A 22,509-nucleotide genomic window follows, 5' to 3' on the forward strand; every position below is an offset into this window, starting at 1 on the left:
CGAAACGCTGGGGCCGCTGAAAAGCGCCCGCGTTCACCTGGCGATGCCAAAACCGTCGCTGTTCGTCCGCGAACAAAAAGCCCCTTCCGCTTCCGTTACCGTCAATCTGCAGCCGGGCCGCGCGCTCGATGAAGGTCAAATCAGCGCCGTCGTGCATCTGGTCTCCAGCGCCGTGGCGGGTCTGCCGCCGGGTAACGTGACGCTGGTGGATCAGGGTGGGCATCTGCTGACCCAGTCCAATACCGCCGGACGCGATCTGAATGACGCCCAGCTGAAATACGCCACCGACGTGGAAGGCCGCGTTCAGCGCCGCATCGAAGCCATTCTTGGCCCGATTGTCGGCAACAGCAACGTCCACGCCCAGGTCACTGCGCAGATTGATTTTGCCAATAAAGAGCAGACCGAAGAGCAGTACAGCCCGAATGGCGATCCTTCCCGGGCAGTGATGCGTTCGCGTCAGCTGAATGAAAACGAGCAGAATGGCGGCAATAACCCTGGCGGCGTGCCGGGTGCGCTCTCTAATCAGCCTGCCCCAGCCAACGCCGGCCCGATTACCACACCGCCGCAAAACCCACAGAACGGCCAGCAGGCGAACGCTCAGCAACAGCAGCAAACCTCCACCACGGCGGCCAATAGCGGGCCGCGTACCAGCAGCCGCAACGAAACCACCAACTACGAAGTCGACCGCACTATCCGTCACACCAAAATGAACGTCGGCGACATCGAACGTCTCTCGGTGGCGGTGGTGGTCAACTACAAAACCCTGCCGGACGGTAAGCCGTTGCCGCTGACCGCCGAGCAGATGAAGCAGATTGAAGACCTGACCCGCGAAGCGATGGGCTTCACGGAAAAACGCGGTGACACACTCAACGTGGTGAACTCGCCGTTCAGCGCGGTTGACGATGCCAGCGGTGAGCTGCCGTTCTGGCAACAGCAGGCATTTATCGATCAGCTGATCGAAGCCGGTCGCTGGCTGCTGGTGGTGATTGTCGCCTGGCTGCTGTGGCGTAAAGCGATCCGTCCGCAGCTGGTTCGCCGCGCAGAAGAAGCCAAGGCCCTGAAAGAGCAAACCATGCTGCGTCAGGAAACCCACGAAGCGGTGGAAGTCCGCCTCAGCAAAGACGAACAGGTACAGCAGCGCCGGGTAAATCAGCGTCTGGGCGCTGAAGTGATGAGCCAGCGTATTCGTGAAATGTCAGATAACGATCCGCGCGTCGTGGCGCTGGTCATTCGCCAGTGGATGAGCACCGAAAATGAGTAACCTTACCGGAACAGATAAAAGCGCTATTCTGCTGATGACCATTGGCGAGGATCGCGCGGCGGAGGTGTTCAAACACCTCTCCCAGCGCGAAGTGCAGTTGCTCAGCGCGGCGATGGCCAACGTGCGGCAGATCTCCAATAAGCAGCTCACCGACGTGCTGGCAGAGTTTGAGCAGGAAGCGGAACAGTTCACCGCGCTCAACGTCAACGCCAACGAATACCTGCGCTCGGTGCTGGTCAAGGCACTTGGCGAAGAGCGCGCGGCCAGCCTGCTGGAAGATATTCTCGAAACCCGCGACACCGCCAGCGGCATCGAAACGCTCAACTTTATGGAGCCGCAGAGCGCTGCCGATCTTATTCGCGACGAGCACCCACAGATCATCGCCACCATCCTGGTCCACCTCAAGCGCGGCCAGGCGGCGGATATTCTGGCGCTGTTCGACGAGCGTCTGCGTCACGACGTGATGCTGCGTATCGCCACCTTCGGCGGCGTCCAGCCAGCCGCGCTGGCAGAGCTGACCGAAGTGCTGAACGGCCTGCTCGACGGCCAGAATCTCAAGCGCAGCAAAATGGGCGGCGTGAGAACGGCGGCCGAAATTATCAACCTGATGAAAACGCAGCAGGAAGAGGCGGTTATTACTGCTGTTCGCGAGTTCGACGGCGAACTGGCACAGAAAATTATCGACGAGATGTTCCTGTTCGAAAACCTGGTCGACGTGGACGACCGCAGCGTCCAGCGCCTGCTGCAGGAAGTGGACTCCGAATCGCTGCTTATCGCCCTCAAAGGTGCCGAACAGCCGCTGCGCGAGAAGTTCCTGCGCAACATGTCCCAGCGTGCGGCAGATATCCTGCGCGACGATCTGGCCAACCGTGGCCCGGTCCGTCTGTCTCAGGTGGAAAACGAACAGAAAGCAATCCTGCTTATTGTGCGTCGTCTGGCCGAAACCGGCGAGATGGTAGTCGGCAGCGGCGAGGATACCTATGTCTGATGAACTGCCGTGGAAGATCTGGACGCCACAGGATCTCGCCCCTCCCCTCGCCGAGTTTGTCCCCGCGACCGTCGAACCGACGCTGGACGGAGATGAAGAAGGCGAGCCTGAGCTGAGTGAAGAGGAGCAGCGCGCCCAGCAGCTGGCACAGATCCAGCTCCAGGCGCACGAGCAGGGTTACTCGGCCGGGATGAACGAAGGCCGTCAAAAAGGCCAGGAACAAGGGTATCAGGAAGGGCTGGCCCAGGGGCTTGAGCAGGGACTGGCGCAGGCCCGTTCCCAGCAGGCGCCGATCCACGCCCGGATGCAGCAGCTGGTCAGCGAGTTCCAGAATACGCTTGATGCGCTGGACAGCGTGATCGCCTCGCGTCTGATGCAGATGGCGCTGGAAGCCGCCCGCCAGGTGATCGGCCACACGCCGCCTGTCGATAACTCGTCATTGATTAAACAGATTCAGGGCCTGCTGCAGCAGGAGCCGCTGTTCAGCGGCAAGCCACAGCTGCGTGTCCATCCGGACGATCTGCAGCGGGTGGAAGAGATGCTCGGCGCGACCCTCAGCCTGCACGGCTGGCGTCTGCGCGGCGATCCGACCCTGCATCACGGCGGCTGCAAAGTCTCTGCCGATGAAGGGGATCTGGATGCCAGCGTGGCGACGCGCTGGCAGGAACTGTGCCGCCTGGCAGCACCGGGAGTCATCTGATGACCGCGCGTCTTACCCGCTGGCTGAACACCCTCGACAACTTTGAAACGAAGATGGCCCAGCTGCCGTCCGTGCGTCGCTACGGTCGTCTGACCCGCGCCACCGGGCTGGTGCTGGAAGCTACCGGCCTGCAACTGCCGCTGGGTGCGACCTGCATTATCGAACGCCAGGACGGGAACGAGATCCGCGAAGTCGAGAGCGAAGTGGTCGGCTTTAACGGCCAGCGACTGTTCCTGATGCCGCTGGAAGAGGTCGAAGGCGTGCTGCCAGGTGCCCGTGTGTATGCCAAAAATTTATCCAGCGACGGACTGCACAGCGGCAAACAGCTGCCGCTCGGCCCGGCGCTGCTGGGACGGGTACTGGACGGCGGCGGAAAACCGCTGGATGGCCTGCCCTCTCCGGATACCACCGAAACCGGCGCGCTGGTAACGCAGCCGTTTAACCCCCTGCAACGTACCGCGATTGAACACGTGCTGGATACCGGCGTGCGCCCGATCAACGCCCTCCTGACCGTCGGTCGCGGCCAGCGTATGGGGCTATTTGCCGGTTCCGGCGTCGGCAAATCGGTGCTGCTGGGGATGATGGCCCGCTACACCCAGGCCGACGTCATTGTGGTAGGGCTGATTGGCGAACGTGGCCGCGAAGTTAAAGATTTTATCGAGAACATTCTCGGCACCGAGGGGCGCGCCCGTTCGGTGGTGATTGCCGCCCCGGCGGATGTCTCTCCCCTGCTGCGTATGCAGGGTGCCGCGTATGCCACGCGCATCGCGGAAGATTTTCGTGACCGGGGTCAGCATGTGCTGCTGATCATGGACTCCCTCACCCGCTATGCGATGGCGCAGCGTGAAATCGCGCTGGCAATCGGCGAGCCGCCGGCCACCAAAGGCTATCCGCCGTCGGTATTTGCCAAACTCCCGGCGCTGGTTGAACGCGCGGGCAACGGCATCAGCGGCGGGGGCTCGATTACCGCCTTTTACACGGTACTGACCGAGGGCGACGATCAGCAGGATCCGATTGCCGACTCGGCGCGTGCGATCCTCGACGGCCACATCGTGCTGTCGCGTCGTCTGGCCGAGGCCGGGCACTATCCGGCGATTGATATTGAAGCGTCGATCAGCCGTGCCATGACATCGCTGATCACCGAGAAGCACTACGCCCGGGTGCGTAACTTCAAACAACTGCTCTCCAGCTTCCAGCGCAACCGCGATCTGGTCAGCGTCGGCGCCTATGCCAAAGGCAGCGACCCGATGCTCGACAAAGCCATCGCGCTGTGGCCGCAGCTGGAAGCCTATCTGCAACAGGGTATTTTTGAAAAAGCCGACTGGGAAAGTTCAATCCAGATGCTGGAATACATTTTCCCGCAGGCGTAATCAGGGTAGAGGGCGAACGTTATGGCGCAACACGGCGCATTAGCCACGCTGAAAGATCTGGCCGAGAAAGAAGTCGACACTGCCGCCCAGCAGCTTGGCGCCATGCGCCGCGGGCATCAGCAGGCCGAAGAGCAACTGAAGATGCTGATCGACTATCAGCACGAGTATCGCGCCAACCTCAACAACGACATGACGCAGGGCATCGGCAGCCAACGCTGGATCAACTATCAGCAGTTTATTCAGACCCTGGAAAAGGCTATCGACCAGCATCGCCAGCAGCTGGACCAGTGGAATAACAAAGTCGACAGGGCGCTCAATTTCTGGCGTGAGAAGAAGCAGCGTTTACAGGCCTGGCAGACGTTACAGGATCGCCAGCTGACCGCCGCCGCCCTGGCAGAAAACCGTCTCGATCAGAAAAAAATGGATGAGTTCGCCCAGCGCGCATCAATGAGGAAACCGGAATGATCACAGTGCAACAACTGCTTTCGAGCGACAGCGAGCTGGCAGGCAGCACCCGCAGCGGGAAAGCCGCCGATGGCGCGCAGGATTTTCTCGCCCTGCTGACGGGCGCATTAACCGAGGCACCTGCCCTGGGTAAAGAAGCGGGACTGACGCTCAACGATTTGCATGCCGCCGGTGGTAAGCTGCCGAAAGCGGGCCTGACCGCGGACGCCGAAGGCCAGGAGACCGGCAAACTGACAGAACTGCTGGCGCGCCACGAGATTGTGGTCGCCGACGACAGCGCACCGCAGGTAACCCTGCCGGGGCTGACCAGCGGTCTGCTGACGTCTGCCAAAGGCGACGTGCTGAAAACGCTGGCCCAGGCCGCGAAAGATGCCGACAGCAAAACCGATCTCAGCGACGAAGAGCTGGCCGGATTAAGCGCTTTAATGGCGATGCTACCGCACCAGCAGATGGCAACCGCTGCCGCGCCGAAACCCGTTAACGCCGATACGCTTGCGGTCCAGACCACGCCTGCGGGTAATAGCCGCCAGCCGGTGCTGGATACCGATGCGCTGCGCAGCGCGAAAACGGTCGCTCAGGACAAAGATGCTGCGTTAGCCTCAAACACGCAGTTGACACCAACGATGGCGGCCACCGTCAGCAAACTGGACGCCGAGAGCACGCCATCACCGAGCGGCCCAACCGCCACGATGGCCCCGATCCTCAGCAGCCACTCGTCTGCCGCGCCAACGCCTGCCACAGTCCCCGTGGTGAGCGCACCGCTGGGCAGCGGTGAGTGGCAGCAGACTGTCAGCCAGCACATCACCTTGTTTACCCGTCAGGGCCAACAGAGCGCCGAGCTGCGTCTGCACCCGGAAGATCTCGGTCAGATCCAGATTTCGCTTAAACTGGATGATAATCAGGCGCAGCTGCAGATGGTGTCAGGTCATAGCCACGTGCGCGCCGCGCTGGAAGCGGCGCTGCCGATGCTGCGTACCCAGCTGGCGGATAACGGTATCCAACTGACGCAAAGCAACATCAGCAGCGAAAACTTCAGCGGCCAGCAGCATGCCGCGTCCCAGCAACAGGCGTCCCGCTCCGGCAATCAGGGCGGATTTGACGAAGAGAACGATGAACTGCTGGCCACCCCGGCCTCCCTACAGTCCGTGGCGCGTGGAAACGGTGCCGTGGATATCTTCGCGTAAACGCCAGAGGTAGCGTGATTATCCCCGTCTTTTCCACCCTTTGACGGTGACAGGACACGGGATAATCATCTTATTAGCAGTCCCGAAACAGGAAGCACGCATCAGATGACTGACTCCGCTATCACCAAAAAAAGTAAGCGTTCCATCTGGATCCCGCTGCTGGTGTTAATTACGCTCGCCGCCTGCGCCACCGCGGGCTACAGCTACTGGCGTATGAACAAGGCGCCTGCAGCCGAAGCCAAAGTCGAGCCACCACCGCCTGCCGCGCCGGTCTTTTTTGCGCTGGATACGTTTACCGTTAACCTGGGTGACGCGGAGCGCGTGCTGTACGTGGGGATTACGCTGCGTCTGAAAGACGACGCGACCCGTGCGCGTCTGAGCGAGTATCTGCCGGAAGTGCGCAGCCGTCTGCTGCTGCTGTTCGCACGCCAGGATGCTTCCCAGCTCTCGACCGATGAAGGTAAGCAGAAGCTGGTAGACGCCATTAAGCAAACGCTGGCCGCCCCTCTGGTGAGTGGTCAACCTAAGCAGGAAGTCACTGACGTTCTGTATACAGCCTTTATTTTGCGGTAACGACATGGGCGACAGTATTCTTTCACAGGCGGAAATCGATGCGCTGCTCAACGGCGACAGCGATAAAACCGACGATCCAAAACCGGGTGCGGCGGGCGAAAGTAATATTCGCCCCTACGATCCCAATACCCAGCGTCGCGTGGTGCGCGAGCGTCTGCAGGCGCTGGAGATCATCAACGAACGTTTTGCCCGTCAGTTCCGTATGGGGCTGTTTAACCTGCTGCGTCGTAGCCCGGATATCACCGTCGGCGCGATCCGCATTCAGCCGTATCATGAGTTTGCCCGCAACCTGCCGGTGCCAACCAACCTGAACCTGATCCACCTGAAACCGCTGCGCGGTACCGGCCTGTTCGTGTTTTCGCCGAGCCTGGTGTTTATCGCAGTGGATAACCTGTTCGGCGGCGACGGGCGTTTCCCGACGAAAGTGGAAGGCCGCGAGTTCACCCATACCGAACAGCGCGTCATCAACCGGATGCTGAAGCTGGCGCTGGAGTCCTACAGCGACGCGTGGAAAGCCATCAACCCGCTGGAAGTGGAGTATGTGCGTTCTGAGATGCAGGTGAAGTTCACCAACATCACCACCTCGCCAAACGACATCGTGGTTAACACCCCGTTCCACGTGGAGATCGGCAACCTGACCGGTGAGTTCAACATCTGTCTGCCGTTCAGCATGATCGAACCGCTGCGCGAAGTGCTGGTGAACCCGCCGCTGGAAAACTCCCGTCATGAAGACCAGAACTGGCGTGAGAATCTGGTCCGTCAGGTGCAGCACTCGCAGCTGGAGCTGGTGGCGAATTTTGCCGACGTGCCGCTGCGCCTCTCGCAGATCTTAAAATTAAAACCCGGCGATGTGCTGCCGATCGATAAGCCCGATCGCATCATTGCCCATGTGGATGGCGTGCCCGTCCTGACCAGCCAGTACGGCACCGTGAACGGTCAGTACGCGCTACGCGTTGAGCACTTGATTAACCCGATTTTGAATTCTCTGAATGAGGAACAGCCCAAATGAGTGATATGAACAATCCGTCCGATGACAACAACGGAGCACTGGACGATCTGTGGGCTGAGGCATTAAACGAACAAAAAGCACCGGCCAGCAAAAGCGTGGCCGATGCGGTGTTCCAGCAGCTGGGCGGCGGCGATGTCAGCGGCACGCTGCAGGATATCGATCTGATTATGGATATCCCGGTCAAGCTGACCGTGGAGCTGGGTCGTACCCGGATGACCATCAAAGAGCTGCTGCGCCTGACGCAGGGTTCAGTCGTGGCGCTGGATGGCCTTGCGGGTGAGCCGTTGGACATCCTGATCAACGGCTACCTCATTGCCCAGGGTGAAGTGGTCGTGGTTGCCGATAAGTACGGCGTGCGTATCACCGACATCATCACCCCATCCGAACGTATGCGTCGTCTGAGCCGTTAAGCATGACAACCCAGGCCACCGTTTCTCAACCCTCTGCGGTACCCGGTTCACCGTTGCTGCAGGTCAGCGGTGCGCTGCTGGGGATTATTGCCTTTATTTTGATTGCCGCCTGGCTGGCAAAACGCGTCGGTCTGGCGGGAAAAACCGCCGGGGCACGCGGACTGAAGCTGTGCGCCAGCACCTCGCTGGGACCGCGTGAGCGGGTGGTGATTGTGGAAGTGGACGACGCCCGGCTGGTGCTGGGTGTGACGGCATCACAGATTAATCTGCTGCATACCTTGCCCCCTGCGCCCGTCGTTGACGAGGCCCGCACCGATGTTGCACCGGATTTTCAGTCGGTGATGAAGAGTTTGCTTAAGCGTTCCGGGAGATCGTGATGCGCCCTGTGTTGTCCCTTACGCTTGCAGGTCTTGCCCTGTTTGCTCCTGCCGTGTCTGCCCAACTGCCTGGTTTGATTTCCACGCCGATGGCCGGTGGCGGTCAAAGCTGGTCTCTGCCGATCCAGACGCTGGTGTTCATCACCTCGCTGACCTTTATTCCGGCCATCCTGCTGATGATGACCAGCTTCACCCGCATCATTATTGTGTTTGGTTTGCTGCGTAACGCGCTGGGCACCCCATCCGCGCCGCCTAACCAGGTGCTGCTGGGTCTGGCCCTGTTTTTAACCTTCTTCATCATGTCTCCGGTGATCGACAAAATTTATGTCGATGCCTACCAGCCGTTCAGCGAAGAGAAGATCTCGATGCAGGAAGCGCTGGAGAAAGGGGCGCAGCCGCTGCGCGAATTTATGCTGCGTCAGACCCGTGAAGCGGATCTGGCTCTGTTTGCCCGCCTCGCCAATGCGGGGCCGATGCAGGGACCGGAAGCGGTGCCGATGCGTATTCTGCTGCCGGCTTACGTCACCAGCGAGCTGAAAACCGCTTTCCAGATTGGCTTTACCATTTTTATTCCGTTTTTGATTATCGACCTGGTGATCGCCAGCGTGCTGATGGCGCTGGGGATGATGATGGTGCCTCCGGCAACCATTGCCCTGCCCTTCAAGCTGATGCTGTTTGTCCTGGTGGATGGCTGGCAGCTGCTGGTCGGTTCGCTGGCGCAAAGTTTCTACAGTTGAGGCGCGCACGATGACCCCTGAATCGGTAATGATGATGGGCACGGAAGCAATGAAAGTTGCGATTGCCGTTGCCGCTCCCCTGCTGCTGGTGGCGCTGGTCACCGGCCTGATTATCAGTATTCTGCAGGCCGCCACGCAGATTAACGAAATGACCCTCTCGTTCATTCCGAAAATTATCGCCGTGTTTGTGGCGATCATTATCGCCGGGCCGTGGATGCTGAACCTGCTGCTGGATTACATGCGTAATCTGTTCACCAATCTGCCTTATATCATTGGCTAACTGACGGATGCTGCACTTTACCAGCGACCAATGGATGCAGTGGCTAAGCCTCTATTTCTGGCCTTTGCTGCGCGTGCTGGCGTTGATCTCAACTGCGCCTATCTTCAGCGAGCGCACAGTACCGAAGCGGATAAAAATCGCCCTCGGGATCGTCATCACCATTATCATCGCCCCGACGCTGCCAACGGTAAACGTGCCGATATTTTCCCCTGCCGCTCTGTGGCTGGGGCTGCAGCAGATCCTGATTGGCGTGGCGCTTGGCTTTACTATGCAGTTCGCCTTTGCGGCTATCCGTACCGCTGGGGAGCTGATCGGTTTGCAGATGGGCCTGTCGTTCGCCACCTTCTTTGATCCTGCCAGCCATCTCAACATGCCGGTGCTGGCGCGCATCATCGATATGCTGGCCCTGCTGTTGTTCCTAGCGTTTGACGGGCATCTGTGGCTGCTGTCGATGCTGGTGGATACCTTTCATACCCTGCCGATTGGCGGCGACCCGGTCAACAGCAACGCGTTTATGTCTCTGACCCGCGCGGCGGGGCTGATCTTCCTCAATGGCCTGATGCTGGCGCTGCCGGTGATTACCCTGCTGCTGACCATCAACCTGGCGCTGGGCTTACTGAACCGCATGGCGCCACAGCTCTCCGTTTTCGTGATTGGCTTCCCCATCACCCTGACCGTCGGCCTGCTGCTTATTTCCCTGCTAATGCCGCTCATTGCCCCATTCTGTGAGCGTTTATTCAGTGAATTATTTAATTTACTGGCAGATATTATTCACGAACTGCCAGCAAAATAATAACCCCTGCTTTTTATCCTGTCTTTATGAGGATATTCCTAAAAGAGATTCCAGGAATCATCCGGCAGGATATATCTGGCGCGGGTTAATTGTTTCAATGCGCCTCACAATACTCAACATTTACTTTACTTTGAGATGATTCCTGGCAAATTATACGTAACTTTACGGGATAGTGAGTTCGCCTGAAAGTCCTTGTAATGCGCGCAGGTAATTTTATTATTTTATCCCGTTTGGTTGTTTAAGAATTATCGGGCAGTGGGTGAATTATCGTTATGCATTGAGTGAGGGTATGCCATGTCAACGATCATTATGGATTTATGCAGTTACACCCGGTTGGGGTTAACCGGGTATCTGAACAGCAGGGGGGTAAAAAAACGAGACATCAACGATGTACATACCGTTGACGAACTCGCCGCCGCCTGCGACCAGTTTACGCCTGGTGTGGTGTTTATTAATGAGGACTGTTTTATTCACGACCCCGCCAACAGTCAGCAAATAAAGCAGATCATTAATCAGCATCCCGCAACCTTGTTTATTGTATTCATGGCTATTGCCAATCTGCATTTTGATGAATATTTGCGGGTGCGTCAGAATCTTCTTATTAGTTCGAAGTCCATTAAGCCCGAGTCGCTGGATGACTTGTTGGGCGATTATTTAAGTAAAGAAATAAACAGTCACGGTGAGAAATTTCCGACATTATCACTGAGCCGCACCGAATCGAGTATGCTGCGCATGTGGATGGCGGGACAGGGCACGATCCAGATTTCCGATCAGATGAATATCAAGGCGAAGACCGTTTCGTCACATAAGGGAAATATTAAAAGGAAAATTAAAACGCACAATAAGCAAGTGATCTACCACGTCGTGCGCCTGACGGACAATGTGACCAACGGTATTTTTGTCAATCTGCGCTAATCCGCGCACTTCAGTTGTTTCCCAATCTCTGGCTATGCCAGAGATTTTTATTAACGCGTCGGGCACGCCCCAGGCCACCCGACACGACTAAGACTACTCCACGCTTTCGACAAAAATACCGTCAGGATGGCCAACCTCGTTAAAGAACCAGATACCGAGCGGGTAATCTTCCAGCGATACCAGATACATTACCCCTTCATTAAACTGCTCAATGGCCAGCACTACACCCGAACGGCGTGGTCCGCCGTCTGTTTTAACGGTAACCCGATCGTTGACCTTCATACAATCCTCCTCTGGTTTTGAGCCAGTGTAGAACAAAACGCGAAAACTGGCAGCGCCTTCCCCGCGCGACTGACGATTTTATCAGCGGTCTATACTTATAGCTGAATTCGGTGATGAGAGGAATGAGTGATGAAGACCGCAAAAGAGTACAGCGAAACGGCAAAACGTGAGGTGAATGTGGACGTTGATGCCCTGCTCGCGGCAATCAATGAGATCAGCGAAAGCGAAGTACGCCGCATCGAGGATGACCCTAACCACGTGCGGGTGAACGACCGGGACTACCACACCTGGCGTGAGCTGGCAGAGGCCTTTGAACTCGATATACACGATTTTAGCGTGTCAGAAGTGAATCGCTGAGGCGAAAAAAATCCCGGTCATGGGGTGACCGGGATGAAACTTGCTTATGCAAGAAGCACTTGTAAATTCGTTACATCAGGAAATCTGATGTCGGACAAACCTTATCCCCAAAAATTTTGTAAGACAAGGATATATTAACAATATGAATAGCAAAAACTCAGAAATGAGATTTGAGTTATGGTTGCCGACATGCGGCAGGCCTGGGGCCTGAGCGGTAACGGTCCCAATTTGCGTATATTTTAACCCCTTTTTGTTTAAGACTATTCTTAAGACAGCCTACATATTTACGGGAGACACCATGCCTTCACTTCAGGATCCTCTGCTGGTTTACAGCGATCTGGACGGCACCCTGCTGGATATTCACACCTACAGCTGGCAACCGGCTCTCGGCTGGCTGGAGACGCTGAAGGATAATCAAATCCCGGTCATTTTATGCAGCAGCAAGACCGCAGCCGAGATGCTGGAGATTCAGAGTGACCTTGGGCTGGATGGGCTGCCCTTTATTGCGGAAAACGGTGCCGTGATCCAGCTTGACGTCCGCTGGAACGATCACCCCGACGCGCCCCGGTTAATGAACGGCATTCCGCACGCTGAGATTGTGAATATCATCAATCAGCTACGCAGCCGCGACGGGTATAAGTTCACCACCTTTGATGACGTGGACGTGCGGGTGATTGGCGAGTGGACCGGGCTGAGCAATGAGAGAGCGGCGCTGGCGCGGCTGCACGAAGCCTCGGCGACGCTCATCTGGCGTGACAGCGACGAAAAAATGGCGGCATTTGAGGCGGCGCTGGTGGAGCTGGGCCTGAAGTTTGTGCAGGGTGCCCGCTTCTGGCACATCCTCGACGCGCGCGGCGGTAAGGATCAGGCGATTAACTGGCTCAATGCCCAGTACCTTCAGCGTGAAGGCAACCTTCCCACCACGCTGGGGCTGGGGGACGGGCCAAACGACGCCCCGCTGCTGGATAGCGTGGACTTCGCGGTGGTGGTCAAGGGTATCAACCGCCATGGCATCCAGCTTAAAAATGATACCCCGGAACGGGTCTACCATACCCAACAGCCCGGTCCGGCAGGCTGGCGTGAAGGACTGGATCACTTTATCGGGTCCTGACTGACCACCTGATTGCGTCCACGCTGCTTCGCCTGGTAAAGACGGGCATCAGCGATGGACTGCAGTTGTTCAAAATCGTAATTCCCGCTTTCCTGCGCGCTGCTGACGCCAATCGACACGCTGATGCGCGTTGTCCGGCTCTTTTTCACCAGGATCTCACGGCGGTTGATGCGCGCCCGGATGCGCTCGGCAATCTGCGCCGCCTCTTCCAGAGAGGTGTCCGGGAGCACAATGCAGAACTCTTCGCCGCCCACGCGCCCGGCGACATCCCCATCGCGTATAGTGCTGGTTATTAACCCACCTGCGTGGACCAGCACTTTATCCCCCGCCTGGTGGCCGAACTGGTCATTCACATTTTTGAAATGGTCCAGATCCAGCTGCATCACCGAATAGGGTTGCTTCAACTGCTGGCACGTTGCCGCCAGCGCCAGGGCGCGCTCAAACAGCGCCCCGCGGTTATTCATGCGCGTAAGGGGGTCATGCCACGCCTGCCACTGCAGCGAATGCTGGAGCGTAGACATATTGCCGACCGTGCGGTGGATCACCAGCCACGAGCCCACCAGCATGCTGGTAAACAGCAGCCACAGCAAGGCCAGCGCAATACTGATGCTGCCAAAATCACCGTGCGCCCCTTCGCTCAGGGTGTGGATGCGCAGCAACATGCCATCAAAGTGATCAAGATGTTGCCAGTTAACGTAGCGGCTGCCCAGCCGCAGACCGCCCTGGGTATCGTCTTCACGCGCATGGGCAATTTGTGCGATTTCGCGTTCGTCGAAGCGGTGGACCTTGCTGGCATCACTCGCGGAGGTGGCGAGCAGATTAAAGCGCTTGTCGTACAGCTGATACTCCCCTTCCCCGCGCCCGTTCACGGCATCCTGTAACAGATGTTTGAGGGTCGAGACGGAAAAATCGATCGCCAGCACCCCGTACCAGTAGCGCTTAAAATCGACCGGCACGCTGACGGTGACAATCTGCTCGTTTTCAGCTCCGGCCAGCGCCGGTTGTGTAAACCAGCGCACGCTGCGGGACGGGTTCTCACGCTCCGACTGGCCGGTGTACCACGGGCTGGTCACCCGCTGGTAATAACGGGTGGTGATGTCATCTCGCCAGTCGGCGGGATCGGTTGAAACGTAAAAACCGGCGCGCGATACATACGTCACCTTCTTTACCAGCCGCTCCGGGGACGAGATCCGCAGCAGATAGCCTACTTCGAAGGCCGCGCTCAGCTCGTTAACGATCTGCTTGTCGTCGCGGTCCAGAGCCGTCGTTTGTTCCACAAAAGCATCGGAGACGCCGTTGACCGGCAGGGTACGCCGCTCATCGAAGGTGAGTTGCCAGAAGGGTTGATTTCGTAAGCTGTTGAAGCGGGACACGGTGTCGCGCAGGACGGTAGAGGCCAGCGGCGCCTGCAGCGCATCATACATACCGTTGCGAAAAAACAGCAGTTTTTCGACGCTGAACTCCAGCTGGCGATCCAGCGAATTGACGACGTTCTCCAGGTGATTGCGCTGGCTGGCTGAGTAGGCATCTTCCAGCACCACCACCTCACGCCAGGTCAGCAGCGTTGAGAAAATGAGGACAGAGATGAAGCAAATATTAACAATCCGGCCCGGCTGAATTCGGTGACGCGCCAGAAAAGATTCTTTTCTCACAACGTTGTCGTGCTGCACAAACTCTCCATGAAAGCCATCTGCGCCATCCGCGCCCCATTAACGGAATATTACACTCTGCTGCGAGTATAGCGCACAAAAACGCCCGGCAATGCCGGGCGTAGCGTGACTTAAGCCTGATCGTGTCGTCGGGAACTGTCACCATGCTGAAGCTCATCTTCATGAAACGCTTCGCGCTTGATGCCGTAACCATCGTACCAACGACACTCCACCATGCCACTGGCATAGCCAGTGACAACCATGCGCGGACCGCCGTTTTTAGGCTTAACTTCATCGCTGACCAGAAAGACCATAACCGCCTCCTTTATCAGTGCGAAACTGTATCAATTTAGACGAGGATCGGCGGTTATGCCTGGTATCAGCGCCGTTTTTTAATGTGATCGACCACGCATTTTCGCCACGAGTTTTACCCCCGCAACGACAATAGCCCCGACGATAAAACCGATCACCAGATGCAGCAGCGTCGGCAGAATTGCGCCGACAAACGCGCCCTGCCCCGCGGCCATGTGCTCAATCGCATGGTGCAGCGCCGAAATGCCGTGAACGATAATTCCCCCGCCGACGAGGAACATCGCTACCGTCCCAATCACTGACAGGGATTTCATCAGCCAGGGGGCCACCACCAGCAGCGCTTTACCGATCATCTTCGCCAGCACGCTGGTTTTTTCGTTTAGCCAGAAGCCGACGTCATCGAGCTTGACGATGATCCCCACCAGGCCGTAAACACCCACGGTCACCACCAGCGCGATCCCGGAGAGCACCAGCACCTGGTTCAGCAGCGGCGCATCCGCCACAATCCCCAGCGTAATGGCGACAATTTCCGCCGAGAGGATAAAATCGGTGCGAATAGCGCCCTTAATTTTATCGCGTTCAAAGCTTACCGGATCTTGTGAAGCCAGCGCTTCCAGACGCTGCTGACGCGCGGCCGGGCTCTCTTTTTCTTTACGCGATTCGAAGGTGTGCAGCACTTTCTCCACCCCTTCAAAACAGAGAAACGCGCCGCCAATCATCAGTAGCGGCGTAATGGCCCACGGGATAAAGGCGCTGATCAGCAGCGCCAGCGGCACGAGGATCACTTTATTGATAAACGAGCCTTTTGCCACCGCCCAGACTACGGGCAACTCCCGGTTGGCGCGCACGCCCGAAACCTGTTGAGCATTGAGGGACAGGTCATCCCCCAGCACCCCGGCGGTCTTCTTGGCCGCCAGTTTTCCCATGATCGAAATATCGTCCAGCAGCGTGGCGATATCATCCAGCAATGTGAGTAAGCTACTTCCCGCCAAAATTACGTTCCTTCTTTTTTTGTTAGTGACCTGAACAGTATGGAGTAAAAGCCGGGAGCCTGAAACCACCCGACTTAAGTCAACAATTAATTCACATCAACGACACAATTAAAGGACTCGCCAGCGTGATAGTTTTCACGTTAACTATATGCGACCTTTTTAATTCGCCGTGAGGGAGTATGCGTTTCAGGCACTTATTACCATTAATGGGCGCGCTGTTTGCGCTGTATATCATCTGGGGCTCTACCTACTTTGTGATCCGTATCGGCGTGCAGAGCTGGCCGCCGCTGATGATGGCCGGGGTGCGTTTCCTCTCGGCGGGCGCGCTGCTGCTGGCGTTCCTGATGCTACGCGGGCATAAGCTGCCGCCGCTGCGACCCCTGCTTAACGCCGCTCTGATTGGCGTTCTGCTGCTGGCTGTCGGTAACGGCTTTGTCACCGTCGCCGAACATCAGGATGTGCCATCCGGCATTGCCGCGGTGGTCGTCGCCACGGTGCCGCTTTTTACGCTGTGCTTCAGCCGCCTGTTTGGCATCAAGACGCGCAAGCTGGAGTGGCTCGGGATCGCCATCGGGATGGCGGGCATTATTCTGCTCAACAGTGGCGGCAACCTGAGCGGCAATCCGTGGGGCGCTCTGATGATCCTGATTGGCTCCATGAGCTGGGCATTCGGCTCGGTGTATGGGTCACGTATTGAGTTGCCCACCGGGATGATGGCCGGGGCCATTGAGATGGTGACCGCCGGGATCGTATTGCTGGCCGCCTCCCTGCTGACGGGGGAAAAAATGACGGCAATGCCTGATTTATCGGGCTTCCTGGCGGTGGGCTATCTGGCGATATTCGGCTCGGTCATTGCGATCAACGCCTATATGTTCCTGATCCGCAACGTCTCTCCGGCGGTTGCCACCAGCTATGCCTATGTGAACCCGGTGGTCGCGGTGCTGCTCGGTACCGGACTTGGCGGGGAATCGCTCTCATCCGTGGAGTGGATGGCGCTGGGAATTATTATTATGGCGGTGGTGCTGGTGACGTTAGGCAAGTATCTGCTTCCGGCTAAACCGGTGGTTACGCCGTGCCAGGCGGAGAAACCCTGAGCGGGTGAATGCCCTGAGTGTCGATCTGCGCGGTGGCACCACCGCTGCAGATCCACTCTTCCAGCCGCTCGGTGAGCGCCGTGTCATCCAGTTTTAGTCTACCGCGCAGGGCGCACTCCCACACCACCAGCACCCGCCAGCCCTGCTGATGCAGCAACCCGATATCGCGTCGGTCTCGAATCACGTTTTTGCCAATCTTTTCCAGCCAGAAATCGGTGCGGGTCGCCGGGACCTTAAAAAGGTAACAGTCGTGGCGATGCCAGAAGCAGCCGTGAGTGAAGATCACGCCGTGTTCGCTCTCGATGACGAAGTCAGGACGTCCGGGCAGGCTGGCGTCCTGCACCCGATACTCAACGCCGAGCTGGGTTAACAGCGCCGCCAGCCGTTTCTCAATGGCGGTATCACGCGTGCCGATGGCGCGCATGTTCTTGCTGCGTGTGGCCTTACTGTGGACATCCGTCATTGACGGCCTCGCCCTGGCGCTGCTGCACGGCCTGCAGAATACGCGACTCCAGCAGTCGGGCCACCGCAGCAAAGGCCGGAACCACCACGGAGTTACCAAACTGGCGATAGGCCTGGGTGTCCGACACCGGAATGCGGAACTGATAGCCCTGCGGCGTTTCAAAGCCCATCAGGCGTGCGCACTCCCGAGGGGTCAGGCGACGCGGACGATGGCGCTGGTTGTGGGGATCGTCGAAATCACGCTCGCCGAGCGCTTTATCCCAGCCGCGGTCGACCAGGATCTCGGCGCCATCTTTGTAGTAACGCGCCGACAGGGTACGGGCGACGCTGTTAGGATTGGTGGGATCCACCATCCCAAAGCCAAAGCCGTTACCTTTCGCCTGATGCTTTTTCGCATAGCGGTACAGGTACTTCCACAGCACCGGGGTGAGAATAAACTTGGCGTCCACTGCCGGCTCCAGCAGATCGGCAATGGTCGGTCGGCGGGCTGGCCAAAGCGCCGGAAGATCGCGCAGGGTGAAGTTTTTGCTCAGGTTGAGATCGCGACGGAAGCCCACCAGGATGATGCGCTCCCGATGCTGGGGCAGGAAATGCTTGCCATCGACGATCTTCGGATCGTCGGGCCCGCTCTCTCCGGCATCGGACACGTCGTACCCCAGGTCGTCCAGCGTCTGCATAATGATGCGGAAGGTTTTTCCGCCGTCATGGCTCTTCAGGTTTTTGACGTTTTCCAGCACAAAAATCGCCGGACGGCGGGCATCTATAATACGCGCCACGTCGAAGAACAGCGTTCCCTGGGTGTCGCAGGCAAAGCCGTGGGCGCGGCCGAGGGCGTTCTTTTTCGACACCCCCGCCAGTGAAAAAGGCTGACATGGGAAGCCCGCCAGCAACACATCGTGCGCCGGAATGGCGTTGCGGATATGCGTCGCCGCCTCGGCATCGGTCACGCCGATCTGGTGACTGAGCGTCACCTCACGAATGTCCTCATTAAACTGATGCGCCTGCGGATCGCAGTACCAGTTGGCCTTATAGGTGCGCACCGCGTGTTTGTTCCATTCGCTGGTGAACACGCACTGGCCGCCAATCGCCTCAAAGCCGTGGCGAATCCCGCCAATCCCGGCGAACAGATCGACAAACCGAAAAGCATACTGCGGGTGATGGGCCGGAGGACGGGGCAGCAGGTTTTGCAACAAGCTAAACTCACCCTCGCTAAGGCGCTGGCCTGCACGATCGCTGGTCACCAGCCGCTTAATAATCGCCGGGCTCCAGTGGCTTTCGCCCTGCGCATTGAGTTGATTTGCTAATGATCTGGCATCGTAAATTTCCAGCAGTTGACACAACAACGCCTGAACCGACGCCGTTGATTTCTCTGCCAGCGCAAGCGTGGACTCCGTCACTGATACATTTTCCTGCATAGGTTTAACCGGCCAAAAGGGACTCAAAACAGAGTAACACAGAAAGGCACTATCGACTGCAGCCGAAACGCCGTAACACCGCGCTGTCGATACCCTGGCAATCGCCGCCCAGTTCGGCGCTGAGCTTGGCCATAAACTGGATCAGGAAATCGGCATTATGCTGCGCAAGCGCCTTTCCAGCGGCGGTTTGCATAGTCCCGGGCAGGCGTAACAATTTGGTCTGGAAATGATCGAGGGCAAACGCCCGGTCATCCAGCGCGCGTCGGTCGGCAAAAGGATCGTCCGCATCAAACAACGCCACCCCCAGCGCGCCGGACACAGCAAACACACGCGCCAGGCCGATCGCCCCGAGCGCTTCCAGCCTGTCGGCATCCTGCACAATTTTCGCTTCCAGAGTTTGGGGGGCAATCCCGGCGCTGAAGCTGTGTGCTTCGATAGCATGCTGGATCGCAGCATAATGATGGGCTGGGAAGTCCGGGAAATGTTCGCTGAGAATAGCGCGCGTCTTTTCGGCCGCCAGCTGCGAGGAGCGGCCGCGTTGGGGATGATTTTTGGGCAGGCTGACAATATCGTGAAAATAGCAGGCCGCCAGGATAGTCAGCCCGTCGACCGGCTGATTGACCATTAGCCGCTGTGACGTCTGCCAGACGCGGCGAAAATGCGATATGTCATGGGCCGCATCATCAGCAGGATGATGCGCCGCCAGCCAGGTTTCAAAACGTTGCTGCCACTGTTCGAGGTCCATAGCACTTTCCACACAATGAAAAGCCGTACAATAGCAATTATTTAATTATCTGCCACATCGCGGGGCCGGGTATACCAGGCAATCGCTCCGAGGATCAACCCCACCGCCCCCAACAGCAGAAAACCGAGCAATGCACCCAGCCATTTCCCGGATGTCGATCCAATCTCGCCGTCAATGAGGGAATCTGATACGACGTTTACTTTGCTGATCACCCAGAAATAGTGACCCATCGCCCAGATAAAATAGCCGCAAAATGCGTAAAACACCCACAGTGCCAGTTTTCCCCCGAGGCTGCGATTGTGCTTGTTTTCCATTATTTTCGTCCTTGTAATTACCACATCGCCATTTTAAACCGTGAAATAAATCACATTTTTGAACTAAACGCATCCCCTCGGGACGATTCTTACCCGTCAGTTTGCGTTAAGTTGATCTCCGGCAAATTTTGAGTGATTGCGATAATTGTTTCGTGACAGATATTTATCAAACCGGGATGCCGTACGAAATGGGGCTGACTCCGATCGTCTCCTCTGCCAACATTTACACAGCTTTAACAAACCGGCGTCATCAGCGATAATGCCTCTTTCTGTCCTGCCTGGAGTTTCAATGCGCGATTTGCCCCCCGTGACGACCCCGAACAAGCGCCCAATGAAACTGAACACCCTCGTCACCCTGATGGTCTACAGCGTGACTGGCTGCATATTACTGGTGATTTTTGCGCTCTACTTTGCGCAAATAACCAAAGCGACGCGCGATGGGGTGCGGGATACCGCCCTGGCCGTCGCCAGAACGCTGGCCGACAGCCCGGCGGTGATCCACGGCTTATCCCTCCCCCCGCAAAGCAACATTATTCAGCCTGTCGCCCTCGCGGTTATGCAGCGTAACAACCTGCTGTTTGCCGTGGTCACTGATATGCACGGCATCCGCTATTCCCATCCTGACAGCACCCTGCTCGGCAAAGCCTTTATTGGCGACGATCTGCGGCCTGCGCTGAAGGATAAAGAAAATGTTGCCATCAACCATGGCGTGCTCGACGAGGCGCTGCGCGTTTTCACGCCAGTATATAACGCCCAGCGTCAGCAGATTGGGGTGGTTGCCGTCGGGATCTCCCTGCAGAAGGTCGAGCAGCAGATCGCCCGCAACCGCTGGGATGCTATCTGGCTGGTGCTGTTCAGCGCGCTGCTCGGCGCGCTGGGCGCGTGGGGGCTGGTGCGGATGTTAAAGCGCGTGCTGTTTGGCCTTGAACCCTATCAAATTTCAGCCCTGCTGGAGCAGCGCCAGGCGATGCTGCACTCCCTGCGGGAAGGCGTCATCGCGGTCGATCGGCAGGGGCATGTGACGATGGTGAACCATGCGGCCCGCCAGATCCTGAATATCAGCGGCGACGCGCTGCATGATGCGCCCCTGCTGGCAAATCTGCGTGAGGTATTGCGCTCCGGCCAGCCGCGTCAGGATCAAAAGCTCAACTGCCACGGCCGACTCTTGCTCTGTAACACCCTGCCAGTGTGGAGCGACAATCAGCTGATGGGTGCCATCACCACCTTTCGCGATAAAACGGAAATCAGCCAGCTGATGCAGCGCATGGACGGGATGGCGAATTACCTTGATGCACTACGAACCCATTCCCATGAGTTTATGAATAAGCTGCATGTGATCCTTGGCCTGCTGAACATGAAGCACTATGACCAGCTGGAGCGGTACGTCCTGCTCACCGCCAACAGCTGGCAGAACGATATTGGTGCCATCCAGCGTACCGTCAAGTCACCGGTGGTCGCCGGGTTCCTGCTCGGTAAAATCAACCGCGCCAGAGAGTTAGGGTATAGCCTGACGCTGGCCGCCGAGAGTGACGTGCCGGATAATCCCGATGAAAAGCAGGTCACAGGGCTTATCACTATTCTGGGCAATCTGATTGAAAATGCGCTGGATGCGATGGCCGCGCAGCCCGAAGGGGAAATCAACCTGCTGCTGCACTACCAGAATGGCTGGCTCAGCGTCGAGGTGAGCGATGACGGGCCCGGTATCGACCCGCAAGACCTGAGTGCTATTTTTAATAAAGGCTTCTCCACCAAAGGAGAAAACCGCGGAGTCGGCCTGTTCCTCGCCCGTCAGCAAACCGAAAGTCTCGGCGGCGAGATTGCCGTCGAATCTGAGCCGGGCGTGTTTACTCAGTTTTTTGTACAGATCCCGTGGGAATGTGAAAGGAAAATCGCGTGATAGATGTTTTGATTGTCGATGATGATGCCATGGTGGCCGACCTCAACCGCCAGTACGTGAACCGGGTGGAGGGTTTTCGCTGTTGTGGGGTGGCGACCACGCTTGCTGAAGCCGGAGCGGTGGTTAACGATCCTGCCCGGTCGCTGGATCTGATCCTGCTCGACGTCTATATGCATGACAACGGCCTTAGCCTGCTGCCAATAGTGCGCGCCTCAGGGCGTAAGATAGATGTGATAATGATCTCGTCGGCATCCGATGCGGCAACCATTCAGACGGCCATGCACTACGGGGTGGTGGATTATCTGATCAAGCCGTTCCCGTTTCCGCGCTTTGAAGAGGCCCTGATTGGCTGGCGCGAGAAGAAAAACCTGATGGATTCGCATCAGTATTATGAACAGGCCGACGTTGACCGGCTGCTGCGAGGCGGCGCGCCGGGACTGGCGGACAGTCGTCGCCTGCCAAAGGGGCTGACGACGCAGACGCTGCGCACCCTTTGCCTGTGGATTGATGCGCATCAGGAGATCGAGTTCTCCACTGACGATCTGGCGAACGCAGTCAATATTTCCCGGGTCTCATGCCGCAAATATCTGATTTGGCTGGCGCAGGTCAATATTCTGTTTACCAGCATTCACTATGGTGCAACCGGACGCCCGGTGTATCGCTATCGCCTGCAGCCCGCACAAATAGCCTTACTCAGACAGTATTGCCATTGATGTAATGAATACAATGCAACCCATACAGGCAAACACCCTGATTCAGTTCACATATATTGTTACCAAGCGGTAAAGCGCTGTGCCTTCTCATAATCAGAATGATA

27 protein-coding genes are annotated in these 22,509 nt (G+C 57.5%); 19 read left to right on the top strand and 8 right to left on the bottom strand.

Going from position 1 to position 22,509, the window contains the following annotated elements:
- The 14 genes from fliF to rcsA all read left to right on the top strand — a co-directional run.
- A partial coding sequence (gene fliF, locus ACRDD5_RS13955) for a flagellar basal-body MS-ring/collar protein FliF (RefSeq protein WP_438677082.1) occupies positions 1–1,261 on the top strand: 1,261 nt, incomplete at its 5' end.
- Positions 1,254–2,249 (top strand): flagellar motor switch protein FliG, encoded by a 996-nt coding sequence (fliG, locus tag ACRDD5_RS13960; RefSeq protein ID WP_271282283.1) that lies wholly within the window; start codon positions 1,254–1,256, stop codon positions 2,247–2,249. The genes fliF and fliG, both read left to right, overlap by 8 nt.
- Positions 2,242–2,949 (top strand): flagellar assembly protein FliH, encoded by a 708-nt coding sequence (gene fliH, locus ACRDD5_RS13965; protein WP_438677083.1) that lies wholly within the window; start codon positions 2,242–2,244, stop codon positions 2,947–2,949. Before fliG ends, fliH begins: the two co-directional genes overlap by 8 nt.
- On the top strand, positions 2,949–4,319 hold the full coding sequence (gene fliI / locus ACRDD5_RS13970) for a flagellar protein export ATPase FliI (protein ID WP_271282281.1): 1,371 nt from the start codon (positions 2,949–2,951) through the stop codon (positions 4,317–4,319). Before fliH ends, fliI begins: the two co-directional genes overlap by 1 nt.
- A gap of 21 nt (positions 4,320–4,340) precedes the next feature.
- Positions 4,341–4,784: a flagellar export protein FliJ gene (gene fliJ / locus ACRDD5_RS13975; protein ID WP_271282280.1), complete on the top strand. Its 444-nt coding sequence runs from the start codon at positions 4,341–4,343 to the stop codon at positions 4,782–4,784.
- Positions 4,781–5,968 carry a flagellar hook length control protein FliK gene (gene fliK, locus ACRDD5_RS13980; RefSeq protein ID WP_438677084.1) on the top strand — a complete coding sequence of 396 codons (1,188 nt, stop codon included), beginning with the start codon at positions 4,781–4,783 and terminating at the stop codon, positions 5,966–5,968. Before fliJ ends, fliK begins: the two co-directional genes overlap by 4 nt.
- A 105-nt stretch (positions 5,969–6,073) precedes the next feature.
- The gene (gene fliL, locus ACRDD5_RS13985) at positions 6,074–6,541 is read left to right on the top strand and encodes a flagellar basal body-associated protein FliL (protein WP_271282278.1); all 468 of its coding nucleotides are present in this window, start codon (positions 6,074–6,076) and stop codon (positions 6,539–6,541) included.
- Positions 6,542–6,545: 4 nt separating this feature from the next.
- Positions 6,546–7,550: a flagellar motor switch protein FliM gene (gene fliM, locus ACRDD5_RS13990; protein ID WP_271282277.1), complete on the top strand. Its 1,005-nt coding sequence runs from the start codon at positions 6,546–6,548 to the stop codon at positions 7,548–7,550.
- A complete protein-coding gene (gene fliN / locus ACRDD5_RS13995; RefSeq protein WP_032612268.1) occupies positions 7,547–7,960 on the top strand; it encodes a flagellar motor switch protein FliN in 414 nt (137 codons plus the stop codon). The genes fliM and fliN overlap by 4 nt, the downstream gene beginning before the upstream one ends.
- 2 nt (positions 7,961–7,962) lie before the next feature.
- Positions 7,963–8,337, top strand: a complete 375-nt coding sequence (gene fliO, locus ACRDD5_RS14000; RefSeq protein ID WP_271282276.1) for a flagellar biosynthetic protein FliO — start codon at positions 7,963–7,965, stop codon at positions 8,335–8,337.
- Complete coding sequence (fliP, locus tag ACRDD5_RS14005; RefSeq protein ID WP_271282275.1) at positions 8,337–9,074, top strand: flagellar type III secretion system pore protein FliP; 738 nt, start codon at positions 8,337–8,339, stop codon at positions 9,072–9,074. Before fliO ends, fliP begins: the two co-directional genes overlap by 1 nt.
- A gap of 10 nt (positions 9,075–9,084) precedes the next feature.
- The gene (gene fliQ / locus ACRDD5_RS14010; RefSeq protein ID WP_271282274.1) at positions 9,085–9,354 is read left to right on the top strand and encodes a flagellar biosynthesis protein FliQ; all 270 of its coding nucleotides are present in this window, start codon (positions 9,085–9,087) and stop codon (positions 9,352–9,354) included.
- Positions 9,355–9,361: 7 nt separating this feature from the next.
- The gene (gene fliR / locus ACRDD5_RS14015) at positions 9,362–10,147 is read left to right on the top strand and encodes a flagellar biosynthetic protein FliR (RefSeq protein ID WP_271282273.1); all 786 of its coding nucleotides are present in this window, start codon (positions 9,362–9,364) and stop codon (positions 10,145–10,147) included.
- Between the two features lie 294 nt (positions 10,148–10,441).
- The gene (rcsA, locus tag ACRDD5_RS14020; protein ID WP_271282272.1) at positions 10,442–11,062 is read left to right on the top strand and encodes a transcriptional regulator RcsA; all 621 of its coding nucleotides are present in this window, start codon (positions 10,442–10,444) and stop codon (positions 11,060–11,062) included.
- 93 nt (positions 11,063–11,155) lie between these two features.
- On the opposite strand, the gene dsrB is transcribed toward rcsA, so the two are convergent.
- Positions 11,156–11,344, bottom strand: a complete 189-nt coding sequence (gene dsrB / locus ACRDD5_RS14025; RefSeq protein ID WP_271282271.1) for a protein DsrB — start codon at positions 11,342–11,344, stop codon at positions 11,156–11,158.
- A gap of 129 nt (positions 11,345–11,473) precedes the next feature.
- Here dsrB and yodD point away from each other — a divergent pair, with 129 nt between their 5' ends.
- Positions 11,474–11,701 carry a YodD family peroxide/acid resistance protein gene (yodD, locus tag ACRDD5_RS14030; protein ID WP_271282270.1) on the top strand — a complete coding sequence of 76 codons (228 nt, stop codon included), beginning with the start codon at positions 11,474–11,476 and terminating at the stop codon, positions 11,699–11,701.
- A 298-nt stretch (positions 11,702–11,999) separates the two neighbouring features.
- The gene (locus ACRDD5_RS14035; RefSeq protein ID WP_438677085.1) at positions 12,000–12,812 is read left to right on the top strand and encodes a mannosyl-3-phosphoglycerate phosphatase-related protein; all 813 of its coding nucleotides are present in this window, start codon (positions 12,000–12,002) and stop codon (positions 12,810–12,812) included.
- Here the strand turns inward: ACRDD5_RS14035 and dgcQ are convergent.
- From dgcQ to ACRDD5_RS14050, 3 genes are all read right to left on the bottom strand, one after another.
- A complete protein-coding gene (gene dgcQ / locus ACRDD5_RS14040; protein WP_438677086.1) occupies positions 12,794–14,482 on the bottom strand; it encodes a cellulose biosynthesis regulator diguanylate cyclase DgcQ in 1,689 nt (562 codons plus the stop codon). The two genes, ACRDD5_RS14035 and dgcQ, sit on opposite strands and share 19 nt — an antisense overlap.
- A 110-nt stretch (positions 14,483–14,592) precedes the next feature.
- Positions 14,593–14,775, bottom strand: coding sequence for a YodC family protein (locus ACRDD5_RS14045; RefSeq protein ID WP_438677087.1), 183 nt, complete (start codon positions 14,773–14,775; stop codon positions 14,593–14,595).
- Positions 14,776–14,853: 78 nt separating this feature from the next.
- On the bottom strand, positions 14,854–15,765 hold the full coding sequence (locus ACRDD5_RS14050) for a DUF808 domain-containing protein (protein ID WP_438677088.1): 912 nt from the start codon (positions 15,763–15,765) through the stop codon (positions 14,854–14,856).
- Positions 15,766–15,944: 179 nt separating this feature from the next.
- On the opposite strand from ACRDD5_RS14050, the gene yedA reads away from it, so the two are divergent.
- The gene (yedA, locus tag ACRDD5_RS14055; RefSeq protein ID WP_271282265.1) at positions 15,945–16,859 is read left to right on the top strand and encodes a drug/metabolite exporter YedA; all 915 of its coding nucleotides are present in this window, start codon (positions 15,945–15,947) and stop codon (positions 16,857–16,859) included.
- Here yedA and ACRDD5_RS14060 read toward each other — a convergent pair.
- The 4 genes from ACRDD5_RS14060 to drpB are packed head-to-tail and all read right to left on the bottom strand — an operon-like array spanning position 16,831 to position 19,795.
- The gene (locus tag ACRDD5_RS14060) at positions 16,831–17,322 is read right to left on the bottom strand and encodes a very short patch repair endonuclease (protein ID WP_438677089.1); all 492 of its coding nucleotides are present in this window, start codon (positions 17,320–17,322) and stop codon (positions 16,831–16,833) included. The genes yedA and ACRDD5_RS14060 overlap by 29 nt on opposite strands.
- Entirely contained in the window at positions 17,303–18,736 is a 1,434-nt protein-coding gene (locus ACRDD5_RS14065; RefSeq protein WP_438677090.1) for a DNA cytosine methyltransferase, read from the bottom strand. The genes ACRDD5_RS14060 and ACRDD5_RS14065 overlap by 20 nt, the downstream gene beginning before the upstream one ends.
- A 49-nt stretch (positions 18,737–18,785) precedes the next feature.
- Positions 18,786–19,481, bottom strand: a complete 696-nt coding sequence (locus ACRDD5_RS14070; protein ID WP_438677091.1) for a phosphohydrolase — start codon at positions 19,479–19,481, stop codon at positions 18,786–18,788.
- A 41-nt stretch (positions 19,482–19,522) separates the two neighbouring features.
- The gene (drpB, locus tag ACRDD5_RS14075; RefSeq protein ID WP_438677092.1) at positions 19,523–19,795 is read right to left on the bottom strand and encodes a cell division protein DrpB; all 273 of its coding nucleotides are present in this window, start codon (positions 19,793–19,795) and stop codon (positions 19,523–19,525) included.
- 289 nt (positions 19,796–20,084) lie between these two features.
- Here drpB and ACRDD5_RS14080 point away from each other — a divergent pair, with 289 nt between their 5' ends.
- Positions 20,085–21,692, top strand: coding sequence for a sensor histidine kinase (locus ACRDD5_RS14080; protein ID WP_438677093.1), 1,608 nt, complete (start codon positions 20,085–20,087; stop codon positions 21,690–21,692).
- On the top strand, positions 21,689–22,405 hold the full coding sequence (gene dcuR, locus ACRDD5_RS14085) for a two-component system response regulator DcuR (protein ID WP_438677094.1): 717 nt from the start codon (positions 21,689–21,691) through the stop codon (positions 22,403–22,405). The genes ACRDD5_RS14080 and dcuR overlap by 4 nt, the downstream gene beginning before the upstream one ends.
- The last annotated feature ends 104 nt before the right edge of the window (positions 22,406–22,509 follow it).

This window comes from Silvania sp. (genome assembly GCF_051656365.1).
Classification (GTDB): Bacteria; Pseudomonadota; Gammaproteobacteria; order Enterobacterales; family Enterobacteriaceae; genus Enterobacter; species Enterobacter hatchlandensis.

What these genes read in the sequence shown, in the direction of transcription:
- fliG (WP_271282283.1), top strand. Translation starts at nt 1,254, where the DNA reads ATGAGTAACCTTACCGGAACAGATAAAAGCGCTATTCTGCTGATGACC.
- fliH (WP_438677083.1), top strand. Translation starts at nt 2,242, where the DNA reads ATGTCTGATGAACTGCCGTGGAAGATCTGGACGCCACAGGATCTCGCC.
- fliI (WP_271282281.1), top strand. Translation starts at nt 2,949, where the DNA reads ATGACCGCGCGTCTTACCCGCTGGCTGAACACCCTCGACAACTTTGAA.
- fliJ (WP_271282280.1), top strand. Translation starts at nt 4,341, where the DNA reads ATGGCGCAACACGGCGCATTAGCCACGCTGAAAGATCTGGCCGAGAAA.
- fliK (WP_438677084.1), top strand. Translation starts at nt 4,781, where the DNA reads ATGATCACAGTGCAACAACTGCTTTCGAGCGACAGCGAGCTGGCAGGC.
- fliL (WP_271282278.1), top strand. Translation starts at nt 6,074, where the DNA reads ATGACTGACTCCGCTATCACCAAAAAAAGTAAGCGTTCCATCTGGATC.
- fliM (WP_271282277.1), top strand. Translation starts at nt 6,546, where the DNA reads ATGGGCGACAGTATTCTTTCACAGGCGGAAATCGATGCGCTGCTCAAC.
- fliN (WP_032612268.1), top strand. Translation starts at nt 7,547, where the DNA reads ATGAGTGATATGAACAATCCGTCCGATGACAACAACGGAGCACTGGAC.
- fliO (WP_271282276.1), top strand. Translation starts at nt 7,963, where the DNA reads ATGACAACCCAGGCCACCGTTTCTCAACCCTCTGCGGTACCCGGTTCA.
- fliP (WP_271282275.1), top strand. Translation starts at nt 8,337, where the DNA reads ATGCGCCCTGTGTTGTCCCTTACGCTTGCAGGTCTTGCCCTGTTTGCT.
- fliQ (WP_271282274.1), top strand. Translation starts at nt 9,085, where the DNA reads ATGACCCCTGAATCGGTAATGATGATGGGCACGGAAGCAATGAAAGTT.
- fliR (WP_271282273.1), top strand. Translation starts at nt 9,362, where the DNA reads ATGCTGCACTTTACCAGCGACCAATGGATGCAGTGGCTAAGCCTCTAT.
- rcsA (WP_271282272.1), top strand. Translation starts at nt 10,442, where the DNA reads ATGTCAACGATCATTATGGATTTATGCAGTTACACCCGGTTGGGGTTA.
- dsrB (WP_271282271.1), bottom strand. Translation starts at nt 11,344, where the DNA reads ATGAAGGTCAACGATCGGGTTACCGTTAAAACAGACGGCGGACCACGC.
- yodD (WP_271282270.1), top strand. Translation starts at nt 11,474, where the DNA reads ATGAAGACCGCAAAAGAGTACAGCGAAACGGCAAAACGTGAGGTGAAT.
- ACRDD5_RS14035 (WP_438677085.1), top strand. Translation starts at nt 12,000, where the DNA reads ATGCCTTCACTTCAGGATCCTCTGCTGGTTTACAGCGATCTGGACGGC.
- ACRDD5_RS14045 (WP_438677087.1), bottom strand. Translation starts at nt 14,775, where the DNA reads ATGGTCTTTCTGGTCAGCGATGAAGTTAAGCCTAAAAACGGCGGTCCG.
- yedA (WP_271282265.1), top strand. Translation starts at nt 15,945, where the DNA reads ATGCGTTTCAGGCACTTATTACCATTAATGGGCGCGCTGTTTGCGCTG.
- ACRDD5_RS14060 (WP_438677089.1), bottom strand. Translation starts at nt 17,322, where the DNA reads ATGACGGATGTCCACAGTAAGGCCACACGCAGCAAGAACATGCGCGCC.
- ACRDD5_RS14065 (WP_438677090.1), bottom strand. Translation starts at nt 18,736, where the DNA reads ATGCAGGAAAATGTATCAGTGACGGAGTCCACGCTTGCGCTGGCAGAG.
- ACRDD5_RS14070 (WP_438677091.1), bottom strand. Translation starts at nt 19,481, where the DNA reads ATGGACCTCGAACAGTGGCAGCAACGTTTTGAAACCTGGCTGGCGGCG.
- drpB (WP_438677092.1), bottom strand. Translation starts at nt 19,795, where the DNA reads ATGGAAAACAAGCACAATCGCAGCCTCGGGGGAAAACTGGCACTGTGG.
- ACRDD5_RS14080 (WP_438677093.1), top strand. Translation starts at nt 20,085, where the DNA reads ATGCGCGATTTGCCCCCCGTGACGACCCCGAACAAGCGCCCAATGAAA.